Consider the following 20191-nt stretch of genomic DNA (forward strand, 5'->3'; position numbering starts at 1 on the left):
TGTGTGGCAGCCCAACGAATTAAAATGATTGGAATTATTCACCAAACATTTTAAACCACCCTGTTCACCCCCGGTATTCTCACCACCAATAAGCCCAGCAAAAAACTGCCGGCAACCGCAAGCGGCGCCACCACTAAAAATTTTAAAGCCGGTTCTATAGCCCAGCTATGCAACGCTACCGAGAGACCTATTAATATCAATGGGTGGAAAATATAAACCGCGAATGAGGTTCGCGATAGCAGGCTTAAAAAAGCAGATGGTCTGTTCCAGCGCGTTTTGCCGATGCAGAGCAAGGCGGTTACAATGGAGAGACCTACTAATTGCTCCCATACCGCGTACCATAGGCTTTGCCAGTGCCCACCTACGTTATAGTATTCCACCGGGAAACCTACCAATTGCCTCACCACGAAAAATAATGGGAAGCCAATAAACACCAAACACAGCGCAACAGTACGCATGGTTTTGCCGGTACTATAATCTGCCCCGTTTATCCATTTGCTGCGCGAAGCGACGAGTCCTAATGTAAACATGACGATGTATTGCGTAAAATGCCCCAACTGAAAGCCCAGTGGTTTAAGCACCCAGCCTACTGGGAAAACTATACGGACCCCATAAGATATTACCCCCACACAAACGGCAAAAGTGAGTATCTTTGTTACGGATGGCATTGATTTGGAGATACCTCTATCACCAACAAACAGGCGAAACACCGCATAAACCATTGTGAAGAGCAGCAACGCCAGCACAAACCACAGCACACCAAAATCTATCCAGCTGTCAAACCCGCCCAAGTATTGCAGGTAGGTGATCCTGGAATGGGTGCCGGTATAATTATAGTTCATAAAACTCAGGAAGGGCGACAACACCAACGAGTAAAACACCAGCGGCAGGCCAAGGCGCAATAACCTATCGGTAATAAACTTCGCTGGCCCTTTTTTATCGTAAGATGACGGGATGAACAGTGCCGACAGGAAAAAGAAGAAGCCCATAAAAAACGCCTGGTTAACGGCCACAAAAGCTGTCATGGGTACAATAGCGCCCAACAGTTTTGTTTTCTCGTTAAAATACCAGTTGCCCGGCGCGCCATACGTGATAGCCGCGTGGTGCAGAATAACGAGTACGGTTAACACCACTTTCAGATGGTCGATATAGATGATTTTGCCTTTGCTGTGCTCGGGCGTAATATCGGATTTAGTTTCGGGCATTGCCTGGTGATGGTTTGGATGTGTAAAATACAAAGATTAGTCGACTTTTACTTTGATGCTGTTTACCCAAATGGCATCGCGATCCATGGTTTTACGGAAACCATCCAGCATAAATGTTTTATCGGCCTTTATTTTGCCGGAAAAGGCCTGCTTGCCGTTGATGTTAACGATCACCGGACTTTCGCTGTTCACCATTACCGGACTGATTAACAATTCTATCTCTTTTACACCCGATGTTTGCAGGCTGAATATGTTATTGCTGTACAATGCTTTTGTGGCGGCGCTCTTAAACAGGTAGGAATAATAAGACCTGTCGCTGTGCCATTCTTTTGTCCGTTTATCGTACGACGGAATGTTCAGCGGCTTATGCCAGGCAGCGGGTGTGGCGGCAGTATCTATTGTACTAAGGCTAAGCCAGTCGCAGGCTGCATATGGCCCGCTTTGGTAGGTTTCCCAATAAATATTATTGCTGAAAGGGTTACGGGTGGTGCCGCTCATAAAAAGGCAGGCATAGGGCACATCCTTATTCAGGTGCTTATCGAAATGCTCGTAGCCGATGTATTCCTTATACAAAAGTTGCCGGTCGGTTTTCAGCAATGAATCTACAATGGCATGCGTCATTAGCATTGGGCGCAGATCGTCCAGATCTGAATGCACCAAATAAGTGGGGCGGTTTTGAATATTGCGGATGTAGTAATCTTTTGCAAACAGGTTAGTGAGCATAGAATTATAGCCCACTACGCCTGCAAACGCACCTGGTTTATAAAGTCCCAGCCCTACTGCCCCATCAGAGCCATCCGAGTGACCAAAGGTGTAAACCTGGTTATCATCAATATTCAGGACTTTTTTAAGCGCGGTTAATATATCGTTGAGTACCTTAAAAGTGAGGTTAATGTAATATTCCTGACCGTGCGTAAACTTGCTGGTTACCCAGCTAAATTGTTTCTTTTTATCGCCGATGGGCCGTATCACAATATAGTTTTGCGCTTTAAGGGCATCAAACAGTAGGTCCTCTTCGGTATTTGCCAGGCTGTCTATATCGCTAAATTTACTCATCCCAACAGCGCCGTGCAGCATCATCACCGCCGGGTTTTTAACAGAATTTTTATAGGTAGCGGGAATATAGATATGCAAAGGCACGCGACCATAAACAGCATCCTCATAAAAGTAATTGTAGTCGATACCTGTTTTTTTGATCTCGGGAAATTTATTCCAATGGCTTAAAATTTTGAAGGCAGAATCGGCATCAATGGCCTTATTTGCCTGGATTTGGCTAAGGATCTTTTCAACATCATTGGCAGAGGAAAGTTCCGGCGGTTTGCTTTGAGCGAGTGCCTGTACCGAAGCGGTTAAAACGAAAATTGAAAAGAGGAGGTTTAGGGTAGTTCGTAGCATAAAATAGTTTTATGATACGATGGTTTTTTTTGAAGGATGTTGCATGGTGGGAGAAAAAAAGAAGCAAGAGTTAAGAGGCAAGATTCAAGATAGCAATCTTGGTTCTTGTCTCTTAACTCTGAGTTTTGCCGCTACGGCTTAAAGGCTATTTATCCAGTTTACCAGATCTTCGCGGGTTTTGCCTGTTTTCTGTTGGATGCGGCCGAGTGTTTCATCGTCCTTGCCTTCTTCGTGCGCCAGGTCGTCATCGGTGAGGTCGCCGTAGGCTTGTTTTATTTTCCCTTTCAACTCGTTCCAACCGCCTTTTAATTCTAATTTATCCATGATTTGTTTCTCCTTATTTAGATGTGTTAGGAGAACAGTTCGATTACGATTTGGTTTAATTATTTATCAATCAGCAAAAGACTATCGTCAAACCAAACATCCTCGTAACCTTTATCATCAAATAAAAAACGCCAGCCGGGCGATAACCCTAAATATTTTAAGATCCCGAGATGAGTATCTGACAAGTGCTGAACATGCACCGGTTTAAAAAAGTCGACAGCTGATGAGTACTCGCCGCACCATATGTACCAATTTGCCGGATGCCCCTTGTCCGAAGGATGTCTCAAGCCATTTACGGGCATTTGCAAATCTTCGAAACTCTCCAACGCTACGCCTACTATGTCGTCGAATGAAACCGGAGAGAAATCCGATCCATATTTTTCACAAATTATTTTTTGTTGGTTGATTAACTCATCTCGCGTCATTTCTCTATGGACTTTGAATATTCTTCAGCCGAAAATAAATCTTCCAAAGAAATCCTAATACCTTTTCCTGCTTCTAATTCAGCAATACTTTCATCTAAAGCTTTTTCATTAGCGGGAGTTGACATCAGATGCTCCGTTGCATCAAGTTTGGTTGCTTTATTCTTCTTAGTCATTGTCGATGCTCCTTTCATAGTTAATTCCCAACACTTCCACCTTCACAATCTTTTCAAACTCCCCAAAACATTCCACATGCGGAAAATGCGCTGCATCTGTAAAAGTATAGAATTGCTTTGTAGGCGCACTTAACTTGTCAAAATAATCCTTAGCGCCGGCATAGTAAGTATGATGATCGTGCGTACCGTGGAAGAAGTAAACCGGGACATCGAGGTGAGTAACCGTTTCGCTGATGTTGTTGTTGATGATAGCCTCCCACAGCTGGTTAAAGCTCAGCGAGGAACCTTTCATATAGTTTAACTTATCGGCAAGGGAATATTCTTTACAGGTAAGCAGCTTCCATATCGCCAATAAAAAAATATTTTTCTGTTTCATGCTGCCGCGATACCGCGCTACCTGCCACCTCTGGAAATTAAGATACCTGAACCAGGCTTTTGCACCGGCATCCCGTGTGGGGAGGGTCCACTTATTTAATTTACGGAGGATACTCCTATCCTTGCGGATGGTGGCCTGTTCTTTTACAAAATCGTATGATTCCTGTTCTGAAAGATATTGATCCGTCACCTGCCCTACGCTTAAATAAGCGTGAAAAATTTCGGGGTGCTGCTGAACTAACAAAGCGCCCAGGTACGTCCCCCAGGACTGGCCCAGCACGTATATTTTGTTTTGCCCGAATTTCTGGATGAGGTATTTGCTTACAGCTTCGGCATCCAATATTAATTGCTCCAGCGTTACTGAATTCTTATCGTCGAGCGTAGAATAAGACTTCCCTGCTCCCCGCTGCTCCCAATAACAAATGGTGAACAGTTTTTCCAGCGGCTTCAGCGTTTCCCGCACAAAGCAATAATCCGGAGTGCCCGGTCCGCCATGCAGGTATAGCAACACCGGATTGGCATCGCTTTCGCCATGGATAAAGATGTATTGCTTGTTGCCGTTGATGATTGGGGAATGGAGCATGGCGCTGTTAAGGTTGACTTTCTGCGCTATGGAAACACTTTATAAACATCTTTTCTTGGTAATATCCTCACCAATTCGACCGTTTGATTTTCAAAATAAAAACAAATACGATGATCTTTAATACGCATTCGGTAAGCATTCTTTGCTTTCTTACCACCTTTCAGCAACTTTACGTTATGAATATCTGCCAGTTTTTCAGCGTTGATTATTTGATGAATTGCATCCGCAACGTCCTGCTTTAAAATGTCCGACAATTTTTTGGCGTCCTTTGTAAAAGCCGACCGGATATTTAATTGCATTATTTAGATTTCAACGAGGCAATAAAATCTAATTTTTCCTGCTCATCCAACAGGGGAGATTTGCGCCCCTCTTCCATCGCGGTTAAATAGTATTTGTCATCTTCGGCAGGTTCCGACAATTCGATTTTAAGGGTCTTAGCTAACTCCGAGATTAGAGGCAAATGTTTTTTTTGCACGTTTTTCAACACAAGTTCCATATATCAAATTTAAGATATTCTTATTTAAGAAAAAAGCATCTCCGCACAAAAGTAAAAATCACGCTCCCTCGTTCTACAACGCCCCCGCCTTTATCTCCTCCACCACAGCCGGATCCAACAAAGTAGACGTATCGCCGAGATTAGCAGTATCACCTTCAGCTATCTTGCGCAAGATCCTCCGCATAATTTTGCCCGAGCGTGTTTTTGGCAGGCCGGTTACAAACTGAATTTTATCCGGCTTGGCAATAGCGCCAATGATGCGGGCTACCGTCATCATAATATCTTTCCGGGTCAGTTCAGGGTCGCCGTGCTGGTTGGGGCATACCACAAAGGCGTAAACACCCTGTCCTTTAATGTCGTGCGGGTAACCTACTACGGCGCTTTCTACTACGGTGCTGTGCATGTTAATGGCGTTCTCCACCTCGGCAGTTCCAATACGGTGACCCGATACGTTCAGCACATCATCTACCCTACCGGTTATCCGGTAGTAGCCGTCCTCATCGCGCAGGCAGCCGTCGCCGGTAAAATATAAATTCTCGTAAGTGGCAAAGTAGGTGGTGCGGCAGCGTTCATGGTCGCCATAAGTGGTGCGCAGCATCCCCGGCCATGGGAATTTGATGCAAAGGTTACCGCTTACGCCGTTGCCTTCTATCACTTTTCCGTTTTCATCTACCAGTACCGGTTGCACGCCAGGCAGTGGCAGGGTTGCATAACCCGGTTTAGTAGGCGTAACGCCGGCAATTGGCGATATCATAAAGCCACCGGTTTCGGTTTGCCACCAGGTGTCTACAATAGGGCATTTGCCTTGGCCAATCTTTTCGTCGAACCAGTGCCATGCTTCCTCGTTTATCGGCTCGCCTACCGACCCCAGTTTTTTAAGCGAGCTAAAATCGCGGCCTTTCACCACATCATCGCCAAAGCTCATCAGCGAGCGGATAGCGGTTGGAGCCGTATATAATATGTTAACCTTAAATTTCTCTACGATATCCCAAAGGCGACCAGCATTAGGGAAGGTTGGGATCCCCTCAAACATTACCGATGTGGCGCACTGGGTAAGCGGACCGTAAGCAATGTACGAGTGACCGGTGATCCAACCGATATCTGCCGTACAAAAATAAACCTCGCCCGGCTGGTACTGGAAAGCATTGCTAAACGTGTAGCCGGTATAAACCATATAACCGCCGCAGGTATGTACCACCCCCTTCGGCTTGCCTGTAGAACCGGAAGTATACAGGATGAACAGCATATCCTCGGCATCCATTTCCTCTGCCGGGCAATCAGGGTTACCCTGGGTCTCCACTTTTTTAACTTCATCTTCCCACCAAACATCGCGCCCCTTTATCATAGATACCGGCATGCGGCTGCGCGTTAAAACAATCACCTTTTTTATGGAGGGGCATTGCACCAGCGCATCATCAATAATGTTTTTCAAAGGCACTTCCTTTGTTCCGCGGAAACCGCCATCGGCAGTTATCACTATATTACACTCTGCATCCTTTATCCTATCGGCAATGGATTGCGCCGAAAAGCCGCCAAATACCACCGAGTGGATAGCACCGATACGGGCACAAGCCAAAACGGCGATGGCCAACTCGGGCACCATGGGCATGTAAATACAAATGCGATCGCCTTTTTTGGCACCGTTGTTTTTTAATACGTTGGCAAACTGGCACACCTTTTCGTGCAGTTGTTTATAGGTAATAATACGGTGATGTTCAGTTGGGTCGTTCGGTTCCCAGATGATGGCAGTGGTATCGCCGTTATGTTCCAGGTGGCGGTCGAGGCAGTTCTCGGTAATATTTAGTTTGGCACCCTCGAACCACTTTATTTTTGGTTCTTTAAAGTTCCAGTCTAAAACCTTATCCCACTTCTTTTTCCATAAAAAATTATTGGCAATGCCTTCCCAAAATTGCTCGGGCTGTTCCACACTCAGGCTGTAGGCCTGCTGGTATTCTTCAAACGACTTAACTTGCATAGTGATGTATAAATGGTGGCGTAAATTAGCAATTTTTGTGTTAAGCGGATAATAAATTTAAGGCTTTTTAAAATATTTTAAAAAGTACTATTTCTCAATTTACAGCAATATCATCACTAATTAATTATACATTTATATAATGAAAAAATATTTTTTAGAAATATATTTCCCGCTTAGTATTATTGTCGGCCCAGTAATTTTTATGGTTACTGGAGTAAAACTTTCTTTGGCATTCTTTTTTAGCATAATAGCCATAATGGCTATTCATCTATATCTAAATAAAATAGCACGGATTACGGCGTTTAAGCATGTTAAAACCCTCTTTTCGACAACGAAAAAAGAATTTTAAATATTTTGCAAATCACTATTGCCTATTTGCTTTAAAAACCTGATATTTGCAAACTCTTTTTAGGAGAAGAGCGAGAATTAAAAAAAATATTTGTCATGTCAAGAATTTGTGATCTAACAGGAAAAGGCTACATGAACGGTAACAGCGTATCAAACTCGAACGCCAAAACCAAACGTAAGTTCTATCCAAACTTACAGCTGAAAAAGTTTTACATCCCCGAAGAAGATAAATGGATCACTTTAAAAGTATCTACTTCTGCTGTTAAAACTATCAGCAAACTGGGTATTACCGCTTGTATCAACAAGTTTGTAAAAAAAGGTTCTATTTAGTAGGTTATAGGTTTAACGTCATACGTTTTACGTTTCCACTATAACAATCATCAAGCAATAATCAACGTAAAACGTATTACGTATTACGTTTAACAAGATAAGAAAATGGCTAAGAAAGGCAACAGGGTTCAGGTAATATTAGAATGCACAGAGCATAAAACCAGCGGCATGCCGGGTATGTCTCGCTACATTACCACCAAAAACAAAAAGAACACAACCGAGCGTTTGGAGATGAAAAAATTCAACCCGGTATTACGTAAAGTAACAGTTCACAAAGAAATTAAATAGGTTATACGTTGAACGTTTTACGTTTAACGCATTCAACTTATAGCTAATTAGTTTATAATACACGTACTACTTACAACGTAATACGTATAACAACAAAAAGACATGGCAAAGAAAGTAGTTGCAACGCTGAAAGTAGCAGGTAAAGGCAAAGAATATTCAAAAGTTATTACAATGACTAAATCACCACGTACCGGTGCTTACTCATTTAAAGAGCAAATTGTACCTAACGATGGCGTTAAGGATGCAATTGCAGGTAAATAATACCTGGTAAAACTTTTGTTAAAATATTGAAAGCCGTCTTGTATCTTACGAGAGGGCTTTTTCTTTTTGAGCCTCACCCCAACCCTCTCCAAAGGAGAGGGAGTTAAAGAGGCAGCTGATTTACTTAAATAACTTTTAATGAAGTCCTCTCCTTTGGAGAGGATTTAGGTGAGGCTTATGGGATTATTTGATTTTTTTAAGAAAAAAGAAAGCACGCAGCAGGAACAGCAGGCGCTTGATACCGGGCTGGAAAAAACCAAGGACAATTTCTTTTCAAAATTAACCAAGGTTGTTGCCGGTAAATCTACCGTTGATGATGATGTGCTGGATGATTTAGAAGAGGTACTCGTAACCTCTGATGTTGGTGTTACCACCACCCTCAAAATTATCGACCGCATACAGGCCCGCGTTGCCCGCGATAAATACGTAGGTACCAGCGAACTTAACAATATGCTGAAGGACGAGATCCAGCAACTCCTGGCCGAAAACAACAGCAACGATTTCCAGAATTTTGAATACGGCAACCATAAGCCTTATGTGATTATGGTGGTTGGCGTAAATGGCGTGGGCAAAACCACCACAATTGGCAAGCTGGCCCATAAACTAAAACAAGCCGGTAACCAGGTAGTGCTTGGCGCTGCGGACACCTTCCGCGCTGCGGCGGTAGACCAGATAAAGCTCTGGGGCGAGCGCGTTGGCGTAAAGGTTGTAGCACAAGCCATGGGCAGCGACCCTGCTTCTGTGGCTTATGATACCCTCCGTTCGGCAGTATCAAACGGCGACGATGTGGCAATTATTGATACCGCCGGTCGTTTACATAACAAGGTAGGCCTGATGAACGAGCTCACCAAGATCAAGAACGTAATGCAAAAGGTGATCCCCGGCGCGCCGCATGAGATACTGCTGGTACTGGATGCATCAACCGGGCAAAACGCCATTGAGCAGTGCAAACAGTTTACCGAAGCTACAGCAGTTAACGCATTAGCTTTAACCAAGCTGGATGGCACCGCGAAAGGCGGCGTAGTGATAGGAATCTCGGATCAGTTTAAGATCCCCGTAAAATACATAGGTGTAGGCGAAGGTGTGGAGCATTTACAGTTGTTTGACAGGACAGCGTTCGTTAACAGCCTGTTTAAATCATAAAACATATCCGGAGCCTCTCCTGCCCTCTCCAAAGGAGAGTGTTTTGAGAAGCTTTGAAGTCCTCTCCTTTGGAGAGGATTTAGGTGAGACTTCTTCGGTGAAAAAAGAATAACAATGAGGACAAAAACAATAAGCAAGCCGATACTAACCGCTAAACCCCGTGTAAACGTGGTTACTTTAGGCTGTTCAAAAAATATTTACGATAGCGAAGTACTGATGGGCCAGCTGAAAGGCAACGCCTATGATGTGGTGCACGAGGCCGAAAAGCTGCGTAACAATGATATCATCGTGATCAATACCTGTGGCTTTATTGATAACGCCAAGCAGGAATCTATCGATACCATCCTGCAATACAGCGAGCTGAAAGAGCAAGGCAAGGTAGGCAAAGTAATTGTAACTGGTTGCCTTAGCGAGCGGTACAAGCCCGAGCTGGAAGCCGAGATCACTAATGTTGATGCTTATTTCGGCACCAACGATCTGCAAAATATCCTCACCAATATTGGTGCCGATTACCGCCACGAATTAATTGGCGAGCGCCTGTTAACAACCCCCTCTCATTTTGCTTATTTCAAAATTGCCGAAGGCTGTAACCGCCCCTGCTCGTTCTGCGCTATCCCTTTGATGCGCGGCAAGCACGTAAGCACACCTATTGACCAGCTGGTAAAGAACGCCGAGAACCTGGTAAAGAACGGCACAAAAGAACTGATCCTGATAGCACAGGACCTTACCTATTACGGGCTTGATCTGTACGGAAAACGTAACCTTGATGAATTACTGCGCCGCCTGAGCGACGTGAACGGCGTGGAATGGATCCGTATGCAATACGCCTACCCCGCAGGCTTCCCGATGGAAGTTTTAGATGTAATGAACGAGCGCGACAACATTTGCAAATACCTGGATATGCCGTTGCAGCACATTACTGATAATATGCTGAAATCGATGCGCCGTGGTTTAACCAAGCAAAAAACCATCGATGTGGTGAACGAGATCCGCGACCGCGTGCCGAACATCGCCATGCGTACCACCCTCATCACCGGTTACCCCGGCGAAACTGAGCGCGATTTTGAAGAAATGCAGCAATGGGTTGCCGATACCAAGTTCGACCGCCTGGGTTGCTTCACTTACTCGCACGAGGAAAAAACACATGCCCACTCTTTGGTGGATGATGTGCCCGAAGAAGTGAAACAGGAACGTGCCGACGCCATTATGGAAATTCAGCAGGGTATCAGCTGGGAAAAAAACCAGGAGAAAATAGGCAATACCTACAAAGTGCTGATTGATAAGAAAGACGGCGGCTACTTTGTTGGCCGTACCGAATACGATTCGCCCGAGGTGGATAACGAAGTATTGATTGATGCCAGCATTGATTATGCAGCCGTTGGCAGCTTTGTAAACGTAAAGATCAATACTGCGGAGGACTTTGACCTTTATGGACAAATTGTAAAATAACCCGATTTTGGCAGCACGATGTTTGATTTAGAATTTTAAAATCTAAATTCGGCATCCTGATTGGATAGCAGGGATTTAGGTTTTACTAAATTCGAAATTGAAAATCCGACATTCGAAATACTATGGACGCTGCCTGTATTGACTATAAAGAAACGGGATACTTTTCCCAAACCGTTATCGACTACCTGGACGATGTGCCCGAGTTGAGATCATTTTACAGTCACCGCCCCACGCTAAAAGGCTTCGCCGAACTCTTCGAACACAAAAAAGTAATTGCCAATCGTGAGCTATTGGTGGAAGTGCTAACCGAACAGTACTTTAAAAACTCCAAAAAAGGCACTCCCGAATTAGAATCTGCCGATTTTATCCGCCAAAAAATCAACCTGCTTGCTTCGCCCGATACTTACACCATTACCACCGGGCACCAGCTGAATATATTTACCGGTCCGCTGTACTTTATCTATAAGATAGTAACCGCTATCAAACTTTGCCGCGAATTGAAAGAGGCGCATCCGGATAAAGATTTTGTGCCCGTTTACTGGATGGCATCGGAAGACCACGATTTCGCCGAGATCAACTACACCAACATCGGTGGCAAAAAAGTGCATTGGTGGTACGAAGCGTCCGGCGCAACCGGCCGTATCAACCCCGATACCATGCGCCAGGCGCTCAATCAGTACAAAGGTGTTTTGGGTATCGACGGCCACTCTCACGAGCTTGGCGAAATGGTAGAAACCGCTTACACCGCCTTTGATAAACTGGCCGATGCTACCCGCTATTTAGTAAATGCGCTCTTCGGCCGGTACGGCCTGGTGATCATCGATGCCGATGACCATCGCCTTAAACAATCCTTCGCCCCCATTATTGAGCGGGATATTATTGAGCAAAACAGCTTTAAAAATATCATCGCTGTTAACGAAAAACTGCAAAACCTGGGTGTACACATCCAGGTGAACCCACGGGAGATCAACTTTTTTTACCTGAAGGATCAGCTGCGCGAACGCCTTGTTTTTGAGGATGGCCACTACAGCGTTAACAATACCGAAATAACTTTTACAGAGGAAGAACTGAAACAGGAGATTGCTACCGCCCCCGAGCGTTTTAGCCCAAACGTAGTCATGCGTCCGTTGTACCAGGAATGTATTTTGCCCAATATCGCCTACATTGGTGGCGGTGCCGAAATAGTTTACTGGCTGGAACTAAAATCTAATTTTGATTTTTACGGCGTAGATTTCCCGATACTGGTACTGCGTAATTCCGGCCTGGTTATCCGCAAGGAAACCGCTGCCAAAATAAAAAGCATGGAGCTTGCCCCTGCCGATATTTTTAAAAGCGCCGACGAGATAAAAAATAGCTGGGTAAAAAAACATAGCAGCCACGACCTTACCCTTGCCGAAGAATGGCGCGAAATGGAACGCGCTTTCGAGAAGATAAAACTTCGCTCGCACAAGATCGACCCTACTCTTGCGCCATCCGCCGCCGCCGTACAGGCCAGGCTAAAACACGCGATGGATAACTTCCAGAAAAAACTGGTAAAAGCCGAAAAACGCAATTATCAAACCCGCCTGGAACAGATTGAACACATTAAAGACGATCTCTTCCCAAAAAATAGTTTACAAGAGCGCCAGGAAAACTTCGGACTCAGCTATGTAAAATGGGGCCAGCTTTTCATTGACGAACTCATCCGCAATTTTGAGCCCCTGGATTTTAAGTTTACGGTGCTGACGGAGTAGAAACTCAATTAAACAAATACCCCAAAGAAACGCCCAATACTTTATTGTTTAGTGTCACACCTTGCCCGTAAGATAAGTTACGTAGCCCAGGCCGTAATTAACACCTATAATCACATTATTGATCTCCACCCCACCGATAAAATTAATACCATAATCGGGATTTTTATAGTTAGCGGGATTGGGGGCATTGTTGTTTCCGAAATTCAGTTTGCTACTGCTGCCATTACCCGATGCAGTGCCCGATATACCATACCCTATGTAAGGGCCGCCGCCTAAATAACCAAGAGTACTTCCTGTAAAATGCTGCTTATAAAGCAAATTTACCGGGAGTTCCAGGTAGTTTAGTTTAACAGTAACGGTAGACGTACCCGCATACTGCTGGTTAATATCCACCTGCTGAGTTACCAGCCGCTCTCCTTTAGTAGAAAAAAGCAAGCCAGTTTGTATTGAAAAATTAGCGAAGCGAATATCCATAATTCCACCCGCATGAAAACCCGTCAAATTTTCGCTTTCTATTGTAAATGCTCCTGTAAGTGTTTGCTTAGATAAATTAAGGCCTGCCTTTAAACCAAATTTAACAGTTTGAGCAAATGTAATGGCAGTAAACAAAATAAGACAAAAGGTAAGTAACGCTTTCTTCACGGCTATTATTTCCCTAAAGATATTAAAATATCCCGCTGTAGCGGAAGCAAAATATTAAACAGAAAATGCCGGCATAAACCGGCATTTTCTGTTATCTGAATATTGTTTTATTAGTGAACGATGCTAACATCAAATTTACCTTCGCTAATCACTTTTTTGACGCCGCCGGTACCGGTAGAAAACACAGTAAGGCCACCGCTAAAAGTGCCGGATATTCTTGTAGCAGATGCGCTGGAAATGGTAACGGTTACCTGGCTGGCTGCATCATCATCGTTAATAAAGGTATTGTCGTCCTTTGTATTAAATAATACAAGTGGCTTATCGTCGTCAGAAGCGGCGGTGTTGCTATAAGTTTTACCTGCTACCGGGCTGCCATTTATAGTTACAGAGATACTTGTGCCATTGGCGGCAGTACCCTGTATAGCTGTAAAAGAAACACTGCCAGATGTACCTGTTACCGCAAAGGCATTGCTATTGAAAACGGTAGCAGTACCATCCACTTTAGCAGAAATAGTGTTGGCGGGTGTGTTGTCAGAGTCCTTTGAGCAGGAGCTAACAGTTAAAGTTGCAAAAGCAACAGCAAAAAGCACAATAGCTTTAATAGACCTGGTGATGCGTAAGTGTTTAGGCATTGTTTTTAATTTAATTTGTTGATTTACTTGTTTTTAGAACGCCGCGAAGGTACGCAAATAAAGCAATATTTTTAACGGTGGGTGTAAAAATTTAACTGCTACGGCGCTTGCACCACGCTGTCCCATCATGTACCGTATCTAAATGGTACACCCCTAAAATGTATATTTGCGCTATGCTGGTATCCGAACCCGAACTGAGAACTTTCACCCAAAACATTTTCCTGTCCATGGGCTGCAGCGAGGCGCATGCTGTGCTGGCCGCCGATGTGCTTTTAAAATCAGACCTGCGTGGGATAGATTCGCACGGGGTGGCCCGCCTGAGCGGCTATATTCGCCTTTGGGAAAAACAGCGCATCAACGCCACGCCGGATATTAAGATAGTGCACGAAACAGCCACCACCGCCACGGTTGACGGCGATGCGGGGCTGGGTTTGGTGGTTGCACCCTTTGCCATGCAGGTGGCGATAGAAAAAGCCAAAACGTATGGCTCGGGTTGGGTATCGGTGCGTAACTCTAACCATTTTGGCATTGCGGGCTACCATGCACTAATGGCTGTAGAGCAGGATATGATCGGCTTCGCCATGACCAACGCCAGCCCGCTGGTTGCGCCAACTTTTTCCAACGAGCGCCTGCTGGGTACTAACCCCATGTGTTACGCCTTCCCCGCAGGGAAATACCCGCCGGTTGTGGTAGATATGGCCACCTCGGCAGCCGCCAACGGCAAGCTGGAAATTGCTCAGCGCAGCGGCAAGCAGGTGCCCGAAGGCTGGATCCAAAACCAGCGGGGCCAGTTCACTACCGACCCGCACGCCCTCAAATCTGGCGGCGCTCTCCTCCCCCTTGGCAGCGACCGCGAGCACGGCAGCCACAAAGGTTTCGGACTGAGTGCTACGGTGGATATATTATCGGGCGTGTTGTCCGGTGCCAATTACGGGCCATGGGTGCCGCCTTTTGTATCGTTTTTAGAGCCGCCGGTAAACCCACCCGGTAAAGGTATAGGACACTTTTTAGGCGCTATGCGGGTGGATGGTTTCCGCCCGGCAGATGAGTTTAAGGCGGATATGGATAATTGGATCCGGCGCTTTAAGTCGGCATCCACAGTGGACCCAACCCAACACGTCATCATCCCCGGCGAACCCGAACTGGAAGCTGAACTGGAGAGAATGCAAAACGGCATCCCCTTAGTAGATGCCGTTGCGAAAGATTTAAATGAGCTGGCATTGAAGCTGGGGGTAAAGCCTTTATAACACCGATTGTCATATCGAGGGAAGCGTAGCGACGAGATATCTTATACGCCCTGCTTTTTGCGCCAGTGCATAAACGGCCGCGTGGCGTACAAGTTCTCTCTTCGCCCTCCCAAGCTTGCCTGCCCGCTGCTCATCGAGAGATGACAAGTTTATTATTAGTATTTAGATTTGACAACTTTTTAAAGTTGTCAAATCTGTAAATCTGCTACTTTGTCTTCAACACCAGCGTTGCAGGTGCCAAACCCTCAGATGTCGCGGTGAACGTTACGCTTCCCGCCATTTCCTTACCCTGCACTATCGCTAATGCCAAGCCGTGGAACGCTTTGCGATAATCCGCTTTAAATGGGTCGTGACTTACAGGATCGCCGTTATCTACGCTGGCTATGGTGGCCGGGCCGGTTATTTTAAACTTCACCAAATTATCGGCATTAGGTACTACGTTGCCGGCTTTATCCAGGATCCTAACCGTGATAAACGACAGGTCTTTTCCATCAGCCTTGATATTGCTTCTATCAGCTGTTAACTCAATTTTGGCAGGGGCACCGGCGGTGTTGATCACCTTGGTAAGTACTACCTTTCCGTTCTTCCGGGAAACTGCTTTCAGGGTGCCCGGCTGGTATTTTAAGCGCCACATTACGTGCAGGTCGTCGCCGGTTTTCTTTTTGATGCCTACCGATTTTCCGTTGAGGTATAGTTCCACCTCGTCGGCATTATTGTAGTATGCCCAAACATCTACCGTTTTACCGGCTTCCCAGTTCCAATGCGGGAAGATATGCAGTACGGTTTTGTTGGTCCATTCGCTTTGGTACATGTAGTAAACATCCTTGGGGAAACCCGCCAGGTCTATCACCCCGAAATAGGAACTGCGCGATGGCCAGCTGTAAGGCGTAGGCTCGCCAAGGTAATCAAAGCCAGTCCAGATGTACATACCCGAAAGCATCGGGTTTTTCTTCACCACTTTCCAGGTCTCCTCGTGCGTGCTGCCCCACGGTGCCGAAACGTTATCGTAAGCCGATACGCTATTATCTTTGTTGCCGGTGGTAAAAGGCTTATCCCAGGCGATGGGCCAGCGGCGAATGCTATCTGATGGCATATCGTAGCTTCCGCGGGTTTCCAGCGCAGAAGTAGATTCCGTACTGATGAATTTCTTGCCCGGGTAACGCTTGTGGAACGAGTCGTAATCCTGATGATGGTAGTTGTAACCGATGATATCCAGCGCGCCCGAGGCGATGATGTTGCTGCCCGGCTCGGGGTCGTTATTGGCGGCAGTGATTGGGCGGTTATCTAGACTACGCACAATGCCTGCCAGTTCGCGCGCTATTACGCGACCTGTGGTATCGGTGCGGCTGTATTGTTCGCCAATTTCGTTACCAATGCTCCAGATGAAAACCGATGGGTGATTACGGTCGCGCAGGATCTGGTCCTGCAGATCGCGTACGTGCCATTCGTCCCAAAACAGGTGGTAATCGTACTTGGTTTTCTTCATCTTCCACATGTCAAAAGCCTCATCCATTACAATGAAGCCCATCTTGTCGGCAAGATCCAATAGTTCGGGTGCGGGCGGGTTGTGTGAGGTGCGAATCCCGTTTACGCCCATACCTTTCAGTATCTGTAACTGCCTTTCCAAAGCACGAGTGTTAACTGCCGAACCAAGGCTGCCCAGGTCATGGTGATCGCAAACGCCAAGGATCTTTACTGATTTGCCATTCAGGATAAAACCCTTATCGGCATCAAATTCAAATGAGCGGATGCCGAGGGGAGTGGTGTAGGTATCTACTATTACCTTGTCTACCAAAATTGTGGTTACCACCTTGTATAAATAAGGCGATTCAATCGACCATAAATGCGGATTTTTAACTTTAAACGAATTATTCAGCGTGGCCACAGAATCTGCCAGTTGAGGGTTTGATGGAATTGAACCGCCAACAGCCACCACTTTATTCGCGGCGTCTAAAACGCGCACCTGGATAGTGTATGGCTTAAAGTTGGCAAGGTTATGCTTAACTTTTACCTGCAGGGCAATCGTTGCCGAATTAGCACTTACAGCCGGTGTAGTTACGTAAGTCCCCCAATGGTCAATCGCTATTGGGTTGGTCGTCACCAACCAAACATTCCTGTAAATACCGCTGCCCGAGTACCAGCGCGAATTGGGCTGCTCGGAATTATTTATTTTAACAGCTATCACATTCACGCCGCCAAAGTTCAGATATTTTGTTAGTTCGTACCTGAAGGAGATATACCCGTTGGGCCTGAAACCCAAATGATGGCCGTTCACCCAAACATCACTATGTTGGTAAACGCCGTCGAAATCGATGTAAACCTGTTTGCTTTTTGATGCCAGCGGTACGGTAAACGTTTTGCGGTACCAGCCAATACCGCCCGGCAGCGCTCCGCCCTCGGGCGAGGCCGGGTTATCTTTGCTGAAAGTCCCTTCAATGCTCCAATCGTGTGGGAGGTTGAGCGTGCGCCAGTTCTTATCCGGGGCAGATGCCTTATCCGCATCCTTCACATCTCCTAAATGGAATTTCCAGCCTTTATCAAAATCGGCGACACTGCGGCCGGTTTGGGCATCAGCGGCGCGGGTAAAACCTAAACACAACAGTAACAATACAAACACACGGCTGGTATTTGTAAAAGAGTAGTTTACATTAAGCATTATCAACAAAAATTTGTTTATATGTCAAACATACAATTATAGTGTTGGATGTACAGCAAACAAGCCTTGATAATTTTTACGGTAGGCTACCAGCAGGAATATATTGAGGGCTATTAAAACCCCGCCAAGCAGCAGCAGTTGCGGCCCCAGGAAAATATCGAACAAAAATATATTAAAGGTGATAGGGAACAGCATGATCAAAAACAAAGCGGTAAAACGGTTGATGAGCAGGCCCAGCCCGCAGAGGATCTCCAGCACTTTTAAGCAGGGGAAAAAATATTCAGCGTGAGTAAGGGCGGTTAAATAATTGTCGGCCTTCCTGTCTAAGCCGGGGAAACGTACAATTCCGCTTATAAAATGGAGGAAAAAATCGAGGCCGAAAGCCAAAAAAACTATCCCGAGTACAACGCGGGCGATTGATACTGCAGTTTTCATGATGGTGAGGGTTATGGGGTTTACCAAATATAATTATTTATAAACAGATAATTATAAGGAAGTTAAACTGGACGGTGGGAAAACCGAGCTTATACAAAGGTACCGCCCGGTCAGGGGTCCACACTTGACGGTGTGAATTTTTAAGTGTCTACGCTTACATTTATTTAGTCAGCATGGGCGGAACTTTAACGCATCTATTTTGTTGAACCACGATGCAACACATAGTCTCCATTCCATACATAAAAATATTTTTTCTCCGTTTTATCGCCTTTTTCGGAATAGTAGAAATTAATTGATAGTTTTTTACCCTTTATTAGTACGTACCCGTCATACGAATACTTATTATAACCATTATCAAAAACAATCTCCCGTCCCGGAATCCTTTTATCACCTGTAGATGGAACGGGAATCAATACGCTGTCTTCGTAGGTTTTATTGTTGAATAGTGAAACGAAATCATGCGACATGAGATTTCGTTTACCCCGTAACTTAATGAAAGGCCTTTTATCCTTTAATACAAAATGCGCGTCCTGATAGTTTTCAGCTTGATTACAAGCTTCTAAGGTTAACATAAGGATTAGCACTAAATAATATAAACGGTTATTCATAAGGATAATATCGTTGTTTGTAGGAGATGATTATTCGCAACACTGGTCGAAGTTATGCTGCGCTAAACTTCGACCTAAGATGATCAAAGCTTTCAGCTTTCGATATGCATATAGCTATTTGTTACCAGTTTTAATACGCTTAAGCTGAAAGCTTAAGTCAATGTAGGACGAAGTTATAAACTTCGACCAGTGGGCAAATGGTTGCATCCAGGCGTGGACGTCTGGATGGGCAGGGCAGGTTACTTATTTCCAAGGCCTTTTCCACCATCTAACCCTACTGCCGTTAAAAGGCGGCGTTTGTAAAAACAATCTCCAGGCAATAGCCTTTTCTTTAAAATCTTCTAAAGAACTTTTTGCTATAATATCCTTCCCATAACAGTCATAATAAACTATTTCGGTAGGCGTGATCTCCGCAATGGCGATATTATTGGTGAGATCCGGATCATTTATTAAATCAAATTCTCCGGCCAAAGCCTTACCGACATCTGATATTATCTCTGATAGAGTATCGGCGTTTTTAAAGAAATTTAAATGCTCAATATCTACATCACCATTTCTGGAAGAACCATACTTATGGACATAACCGTGCAATACGTGATTGACGAAGTATATTCCGTTACTCTCAATTATTCCCATTTTATAAATTATTGCGCATTCAGCCTTTGGTCGGTGTTATCCACGCCACCCCTACACCCACCTACTCAAAAACGCGTTAAACGCATCCTTATACTGATCCCCTACGGTAATGTTGATCTTCCCAATCTGCATGGCGTTGCGGGTGATGGAGTTGATCTTATCCAGCGATACGATGTACGAGCGGTGCACGCGCATAAACCGTTTGGCAGGTAGTTTTTCTTCCAGCGCCTTCAGGCTGCTGAGGGTAAGGATAGCCTTGTCAGAATTTTTGAGGAATACTTTTACGTAATCCTTCAGACTTTCCAAATACAATATATCGCTTAACGCGATGCGAACCAACTGGTATTCTACTTTGATAAAGAGATAATCGTCTTCCACCCGCTCTACCACTACCGGCGCTGGTTCTGCTGCGGGGGCGGCGGCGATGGCAGGTGTAGGGTTATTCGATTTCTGCACCAATTCGGTATAAGCCAATGCTTTGTTGGCGGCATGCAGAAACTCTTCGTAATTAAACGGTTTCAGCAGGTAATCCAATGCATCAACCCGATAACCTTCCAACGCAAACTGGTTGTAGGCGGTGGTGAAGATAATGCGGGGTTTTGCGGGGCCGCGGCTATCCAGTACGCGGGCAAGTTCGATGCCGTTGAGGTTGGGCATCTGGATGTCTAAAAATATCAGGTCCACCTTATGCTGCTGCAATCCTCCTAATGCTTCCACGGCGCTGCCGTATTTACCCACGAGGTTTAAAAACGGGGTTTGCTCAATAAAGGCGCAAACCAGGCCAAGGGCAAGCGGCTCATCATCAACGGCAATGCAGTTTACAGTCATGTTG

General features: G+C 45.3%; 24 protein-coding genes. 8 read left to right on the forward strand and 16 right to left on the reverse strand.

Translation table 11 applies throughout. The features are described 5' to 3' along the window. Nucleotides 1-50: 50 nt before the first annotated feature. From ABIX36_RS14155 to acs, 9 genes are all read right to left on the reverse strand, one after another. On the reverse strand, nt 51-1205 hold the full coding sequence (locus ABIX36_RS14155) for an acyltransferase (protein ID WP_348082817.1): 1155 nt from the start codon (nt 1203-1205) through the stop codon (nt 51-53). A gap of 36 nt (nt 1206-1241) precedes the next feature. Beyond that, nucleotides 1242-2600 carry a hypothetical protein gene (locus ABIX36_RS14160; protein ID WP_348082818.1) on the reverse strand — a complete coding sequence of 453 codons (1359 nt, stop codon included), beginning with the start codon at nt 2598-2600 and terminating at the stop codon, nt 1242-1244. A 138-nt stretch (nt 2601-2738) separates the two neighbouring features. After that, nucleotides 2739-2924 (reverse strand): CsbD family protein, encoded by a 186-nt coding sequence (locus ABIX36_RS14165; protein WP_128536203.1) that lies wholly within the window; start codon nt 2922-2924, stop codon nt 2739-2741. A 59-nt stretch (nt 2925-2983) separates the two neighbouring features. After that, a complete protein-coding gene (locus tag ABIX36_RS14170; RefSeq protein ID WP_348082819.1) occupies nt 2984-3349 on the reverse strand; it encodes a hypothetical protein in 366 nt (121 codons plus the stop codon). Next, nucleotides 3346-3540, reverse strand: coding sequence for a hypothetical protein (locus tag ABIX36_RS14175; RefSeq protein ID WP_348082820.1), 195 nt, complete (start codon nt 3538-3540; stop codon nt 3346-3348). The genes ABIX36_RS14170 and ABIX36_RS14175 overlap by 4 nt, the downstream gene beginning before the upstream one ends. Continuing rightward, nucleotides 3515-4480, reverse strand: a complete 966-nt coding sequence (locus ABIX36_RS14180) for an alpha/beta hydrolase (RefSeq protein ID WP_348082821.1) — start codon at nt 4478-4480, stop codon at nt 3515-3517. The genes ABIX36_RS14175 and ABIX36_RS14180 overlap by 26 nt, the downstream gene beginning before the upstream one ends. 26 nt (nt 4481-4506) lie before the next feature. Then, on the reverse strand, nt 4507-4779 hold the full coding sequence (locus ABIX36_RS14185; RefSeq protein ID WP_348082822.1) for a type II toxin-antitoxin system RelE/ParE family toxin: 273 nt from the start codon (nt 4777-4779) through the stop codon (nt 4507-4509). Continuing rightward, entirely contained in the window at nt 4779-4976 is a 198-nt protein-coding gene (locus tag ABIX36_RS14190) for a hypothetical protein (protein ID WP_348082823.1), read from the reverse strand. The genes ABIX36_RS14185 and ABIX36_RS14190 overlap by 1 nt, the downstream gene beginning before the upstream one ends. 73 nt (nt 4977-5049) lie before the next feature. Continuing rightward, nucleotides 5050-6951: an acetate--CoA ligase gene (gene acs / locus ABIX36_RS14195; RefSeq protein ID WP_348082824.1), complete on the reverse strand. Its 1902-nt coding sequence runs from the start codon at nt 6949-6951 to the stop codon at nt 5050-5052. Between the two features lie 139 nt (nt 6952-7090). On the opposite strand from acs, the gene ABIX36_RS14200 reads away from it, so the two are divergent. The 7 genes from ABIX36_RS14200 to bshC all read left to right on the forward strand — a co-directional run bounded on the left by ABIX36_RS14200 (nt 7091) and on the right by bshC (nt 12503). Next, on the forward strand, nt 7091-7300 hold the full coding sequence (locus ABIX36_RS14200) for a hypothetical protein (protein ID WP_348082825.1): 210 nt from the start codon (nt 7091-7093) through the stop codon (nt 7298-7300). Between the two features lie 95 nt (nt 7301-7395). Beyond that, nucleotides 7396-7629, forward strand: coding sequence for a 50S ribosomal protein L28 (gene rpmB, locus ABIX36_RS14205; protein WP_067187494.1), 234 nt, complete (start codon nt 7396-7398; stop codon nt 7627-7629). A gap of 105 nt (nt 7630-7734) precedes the next feature. Beyond that, entirely contained in the window at nt 7735-7917 is a 183-nt protein-coding gene (gene rpmG / locus ABIX36_RS14210) for a 50S ribosomal protein L33 (RefSeq protein WP_067063463.1), read from the forward strand. A gap of 102 nt (nt 7918-8019) precedes the next feature. Then, entirely contained in the window at nt 8020-8178 is a 159-nt protein-coding gene (locus tag ABIX36_RS14215) for a DUF4295 domain-containing protein (RefSeq protein WP_128536210.1), read from the forward strand. A 177-nt stretch (nt 8179-8355) separates the two neighbouring features. Beyond that, a complete protein-coding gene (gene ftsY / locus ABIX36_RS14220) occupies nt 8356-9321 on the forward strand; it encodes a signal recognition particle-docking protein FtsY (protein ID WP_348082826.1) in 966 nt (321 codons plus the stop codon). 114 nt (nt 9322-9435) lie between these two features. Continuing rightward, complete coding sequence (gene rimO / locus ABIX36_RS14225) at nt 9436-10770, forward strand: 30S ribosomal protein S12 methylthiotransferase RimO (protein ID WP_348082827.1); 1335 nt, start codon at nt 9436-9438, stop codon at nt 10768-10770. Nucleotides 10771-10892: 122 nt separating this feature from the next. Beyond that, nucleotides 10893-12503, forward strand: a complete 1611-nt coding sequence (gene bshC, locus ABIX36_RS14230; protein WP_348082828.1) for a bacillithiol biosynthesis cysteine-adding enzyme BshC — start codon at nt 10893-10895, stop codon at nt 12501-12503. Nucleotides 12504-12557: 54 nt separating this feature from the next. On the opposite strand, the gene ABIX36_RS14235 is transcribed toward bshC, so the two are convergent. Both ABIX36_RS14235 and ABIX36_RS14240 read right to left on the reverse strand, forming a co-directional pair. Next, nucleotides 12558-13145 (reverse strand): outer membrane beta-barrel protein, encoded by a 588-nt coding sequence (locus ABIX36_RS14235; protein ID WP_348082829.1) that lies wholly within the window; start codon nt 13143-13145, stop codon nt 12558-12560. 110 nt (nt 13146-13255) lie between these two features. Beyond that, nucleotides 13256-13777 (reverse strand): hypothetical protein, encoded by a 522-nt coding sequence (locus tag ABIX36_RS14240; RefSeq protein WP_348082830.1) that lies wholly within the window; start codon nt 13775-13777, stop codon nt 13256-13258. Between the two features lie 173 nt (nt 13778-13950). Between ABIX36_RS14240 and ABIX36_RS14245 the strand changes: the two genes are divergently transcribed. Beyond that, a complete protein-coding gene (locus tag ABIX36_RS14245; protein ID WP_348082831.1) occupies nt 13951-15024 on the forward strand; it encodes an Ldh family oxidoreductase in 1074 nt (357 codons plus the stop codon). Nucleotides 15025-15229: 205 nt separating this feature from the next. Here ABIX36_RS14245 and galB read toward each other — a convergent pair whose 3' ends face one another. From galB to ABIX36_RS14270, 5 genes are all read right to left on the reverse strand, one after another. After that, nucleotides 15230-17680, reverse strand: coding sequence for a beta-galactosidase GalB (gene galB, locus ABIX36_RS14250; protein ID WP_348082832.1), 2451 nt, complete (start codon nt 17678-17680; stop codon nt 15230-15232). Nucleotides 17681-17716: 36 nt separating this feature from the next. After that, entirely contained in the window at nt 17717-18115 is a 399-nt protein-coding gene (locus ABIX36_RS14255; protein WP_348082833.1) for a DoxX family membrane protein, read from the reverse strand. Between the two features lie 194 nt (nt 18116-18309). Continuing rightward, complete coding sequence (locus tag ABIX36_RS14260) at nt 18310-18582, reverse strand: hypothetical protein (protein WP_348082834.1); 273 nt, start codon at nt 18580-18582, stop codon at nt 18310-18312. Nucleotides 18583-18966: 384 nt separating this feature from the next. After that, nucleotides 18967-19359 (reverse strand): hypothetical protein, encoded by a 393-nt coding sequence (locus ABIX36_RS14265; protein WP_348082835.1) that lies wholly within the window; start codon nt 19357-19359, stop codon nt 18967-18969. 51 nt (nt 19360-19410) lie between these two features. Beyond that, nucleotides 19411-20187, reverse strand: coding sequence for a LytTR family DNA-binding domain-containing protein (locus ABIX36_RS14270; RefSeq protein ID WP_348082836.1), 777 nt, complete (start codon nt 20185-20187; stop codon nt 19411-19413). Nucleotides 20188-20191: the final 4 nt, after the last annotated feature.

Source organism: Mucilaginibacter sp., assembly GCF_039925265.1.
GTDB lineage: Bacteria > Bacteroidota > Bacteroidia > Sphingobacteriales > Sphingobacteriaceae > Mucilaginibacter.

Coding starts and splice junctions, on each gene's coding strand:
- ABIX36_RS14155 (WP_348082817.1), bottom strand. CDS start 1,205: ATGCCCGAAACTAAATCCGATATTACGCCCGAGCACAGCAAAGGCAAA.
- ABIX36_RS14160 (WP_348082818.1), bottom strand. CDS start 2,600: ATGCTACGAACTACCCTAAACCTCCTCTTTTCAATTTTCGTTTTAACC.
- ABIX36_RS14165 (WP_128536203.1), bottom strand. CDS start 2,924: ATGGATAAATTAGAATTAAAAGGCGGTTGGAACGAGTTGAAAGGGAAA.
- ABIX36_RS14170 (WP_348082819.1), bottom strand. CDS start 3,349: ATGACGCGAGATGAGTTAATCAACCAACAAAAAATAATTTGTGAAAAA.
- ABIX36_RS14175 (WP_348082820.1), bottom strand. CDS start 3,540: ATGAAAGGAGCATCGACAATGACTAAGAAGAATAAAGCAACCAAACTT.
- ABIX36_RS14180 (WP_348082821.1), bottom strand. CDS start 4,480: ATGCTCCATTCCCCAATCATCAACGGCAACAAGCAATACATCTTTATC.
- ABIX36_RS14185 (WP_348082822.1), bottom strand. CDS start 4,779: ATGCAATTAAATATCCGGTCGGCTTTTACAAAGGACGCCAAAAAATTG.
- ABIX36_RS14190 (WP_348082823.1), bottom strand. CDS start 4,976: ATGGAACTTGTGTTGAAAAACGTGCAAAAAAAACATTTGCCTCTAATC.
- acs (WP_348082824.1), bottom strand. CDS start 6,951: ATGCAAGTTAAGTCGTTTGAAGAATACCAGCAGGCCTACAGCCTGAGT.
- ABIX36_RS14200 (WP_348082825.1), top strand. CDS start 7,091: ATGAAAAAATATTTTTTAGAAATATATTTCCCGCTTAGTATTATTGTC.
- rpmB (WP_067187494.1), top strand. CDS start 7,396: ATGTCAAGAATTTGTGATCTAACAGGAAAAGGCTACATGAACGGTAAC.
- rpmG (WP_067063463.1), top strand. CDS start 7,735: ATGGCTAAGAAAGGCAACAGGGTTCAGGTAATATTAGAATGCACAGAG.
- ABIX36_RS14215 (WP_128536210.1), top strand. CDS start 8,020: ATGGCAAAGAAAGTAGTTGCAACGCTGAAAGTAGCAGGTAAAGGCAAA.
- ftsY (WP_348082826.1), top strand. CDS start 8,356: ATGGGATTATTTGATTTTTTTAAGAAAAAAGAAAGCACGCAGCAGGAA.
- rimO (WP_348082827.1), top strand. CDS start 9,436: ATGAGGACAAAAACAATAAGCAAGCCGATACTAACCGCTAAACCCCGT.
- bshC (WP_348082828.1), top strand. CDS start 10,893: ATGGACGCTGCCTGTATTGACTATAAAGAAACGGGATACTTTTCCCAA.
- ABIX36_RS14240 (WP_348082830.1), bottom strand. CDS start 13,777: ATGCCTAAACACTTACGCATCACCAGGTCTATTAAAGCTATTGTGCTT.
- ABIX36_RS14245 (WP_348082831.1), top strand. CDS start 13,951: ATGCTGGTATCCGAACCCGAACTGAGAACTTTCACCCAAAACATTTTC.
- galB (WP_348082832.1), bottom strand. CDS start 17,680: ATGCTTAATGTAAACTACTCTTTTACAAATACCAGCCGTGTGTTTGTA.
- ABIX36_RS14255 (WP_348082833.1), bottom strand. CDS start 18,115: ATGAAAACTGCAGTATCAATCGCCCGCGTTGTACTCGGGATAGTTTTT.
- ABIX36_RS14260 (WP_348082834.1), bottom strand. CDS start 18,582: ATGTCGCATGATTTCGTTTCACTATTCAACAATAAAACCTACGAAGAC.
- ABIX36_RS14265 (WP_348082835.1), bottom strand. CDS start 19,359: ATGGGAATAATTGAGAGTAACGGAATATACTTCGTCAATCACGTATTG.
- ABIX36_RS14270 (WP_348082836.1), bottom strand. CDS start 20,187: ATGACTGTAAACTGCATTGCCGTTGATGATGAGCCGCTTGCCCTTGGC.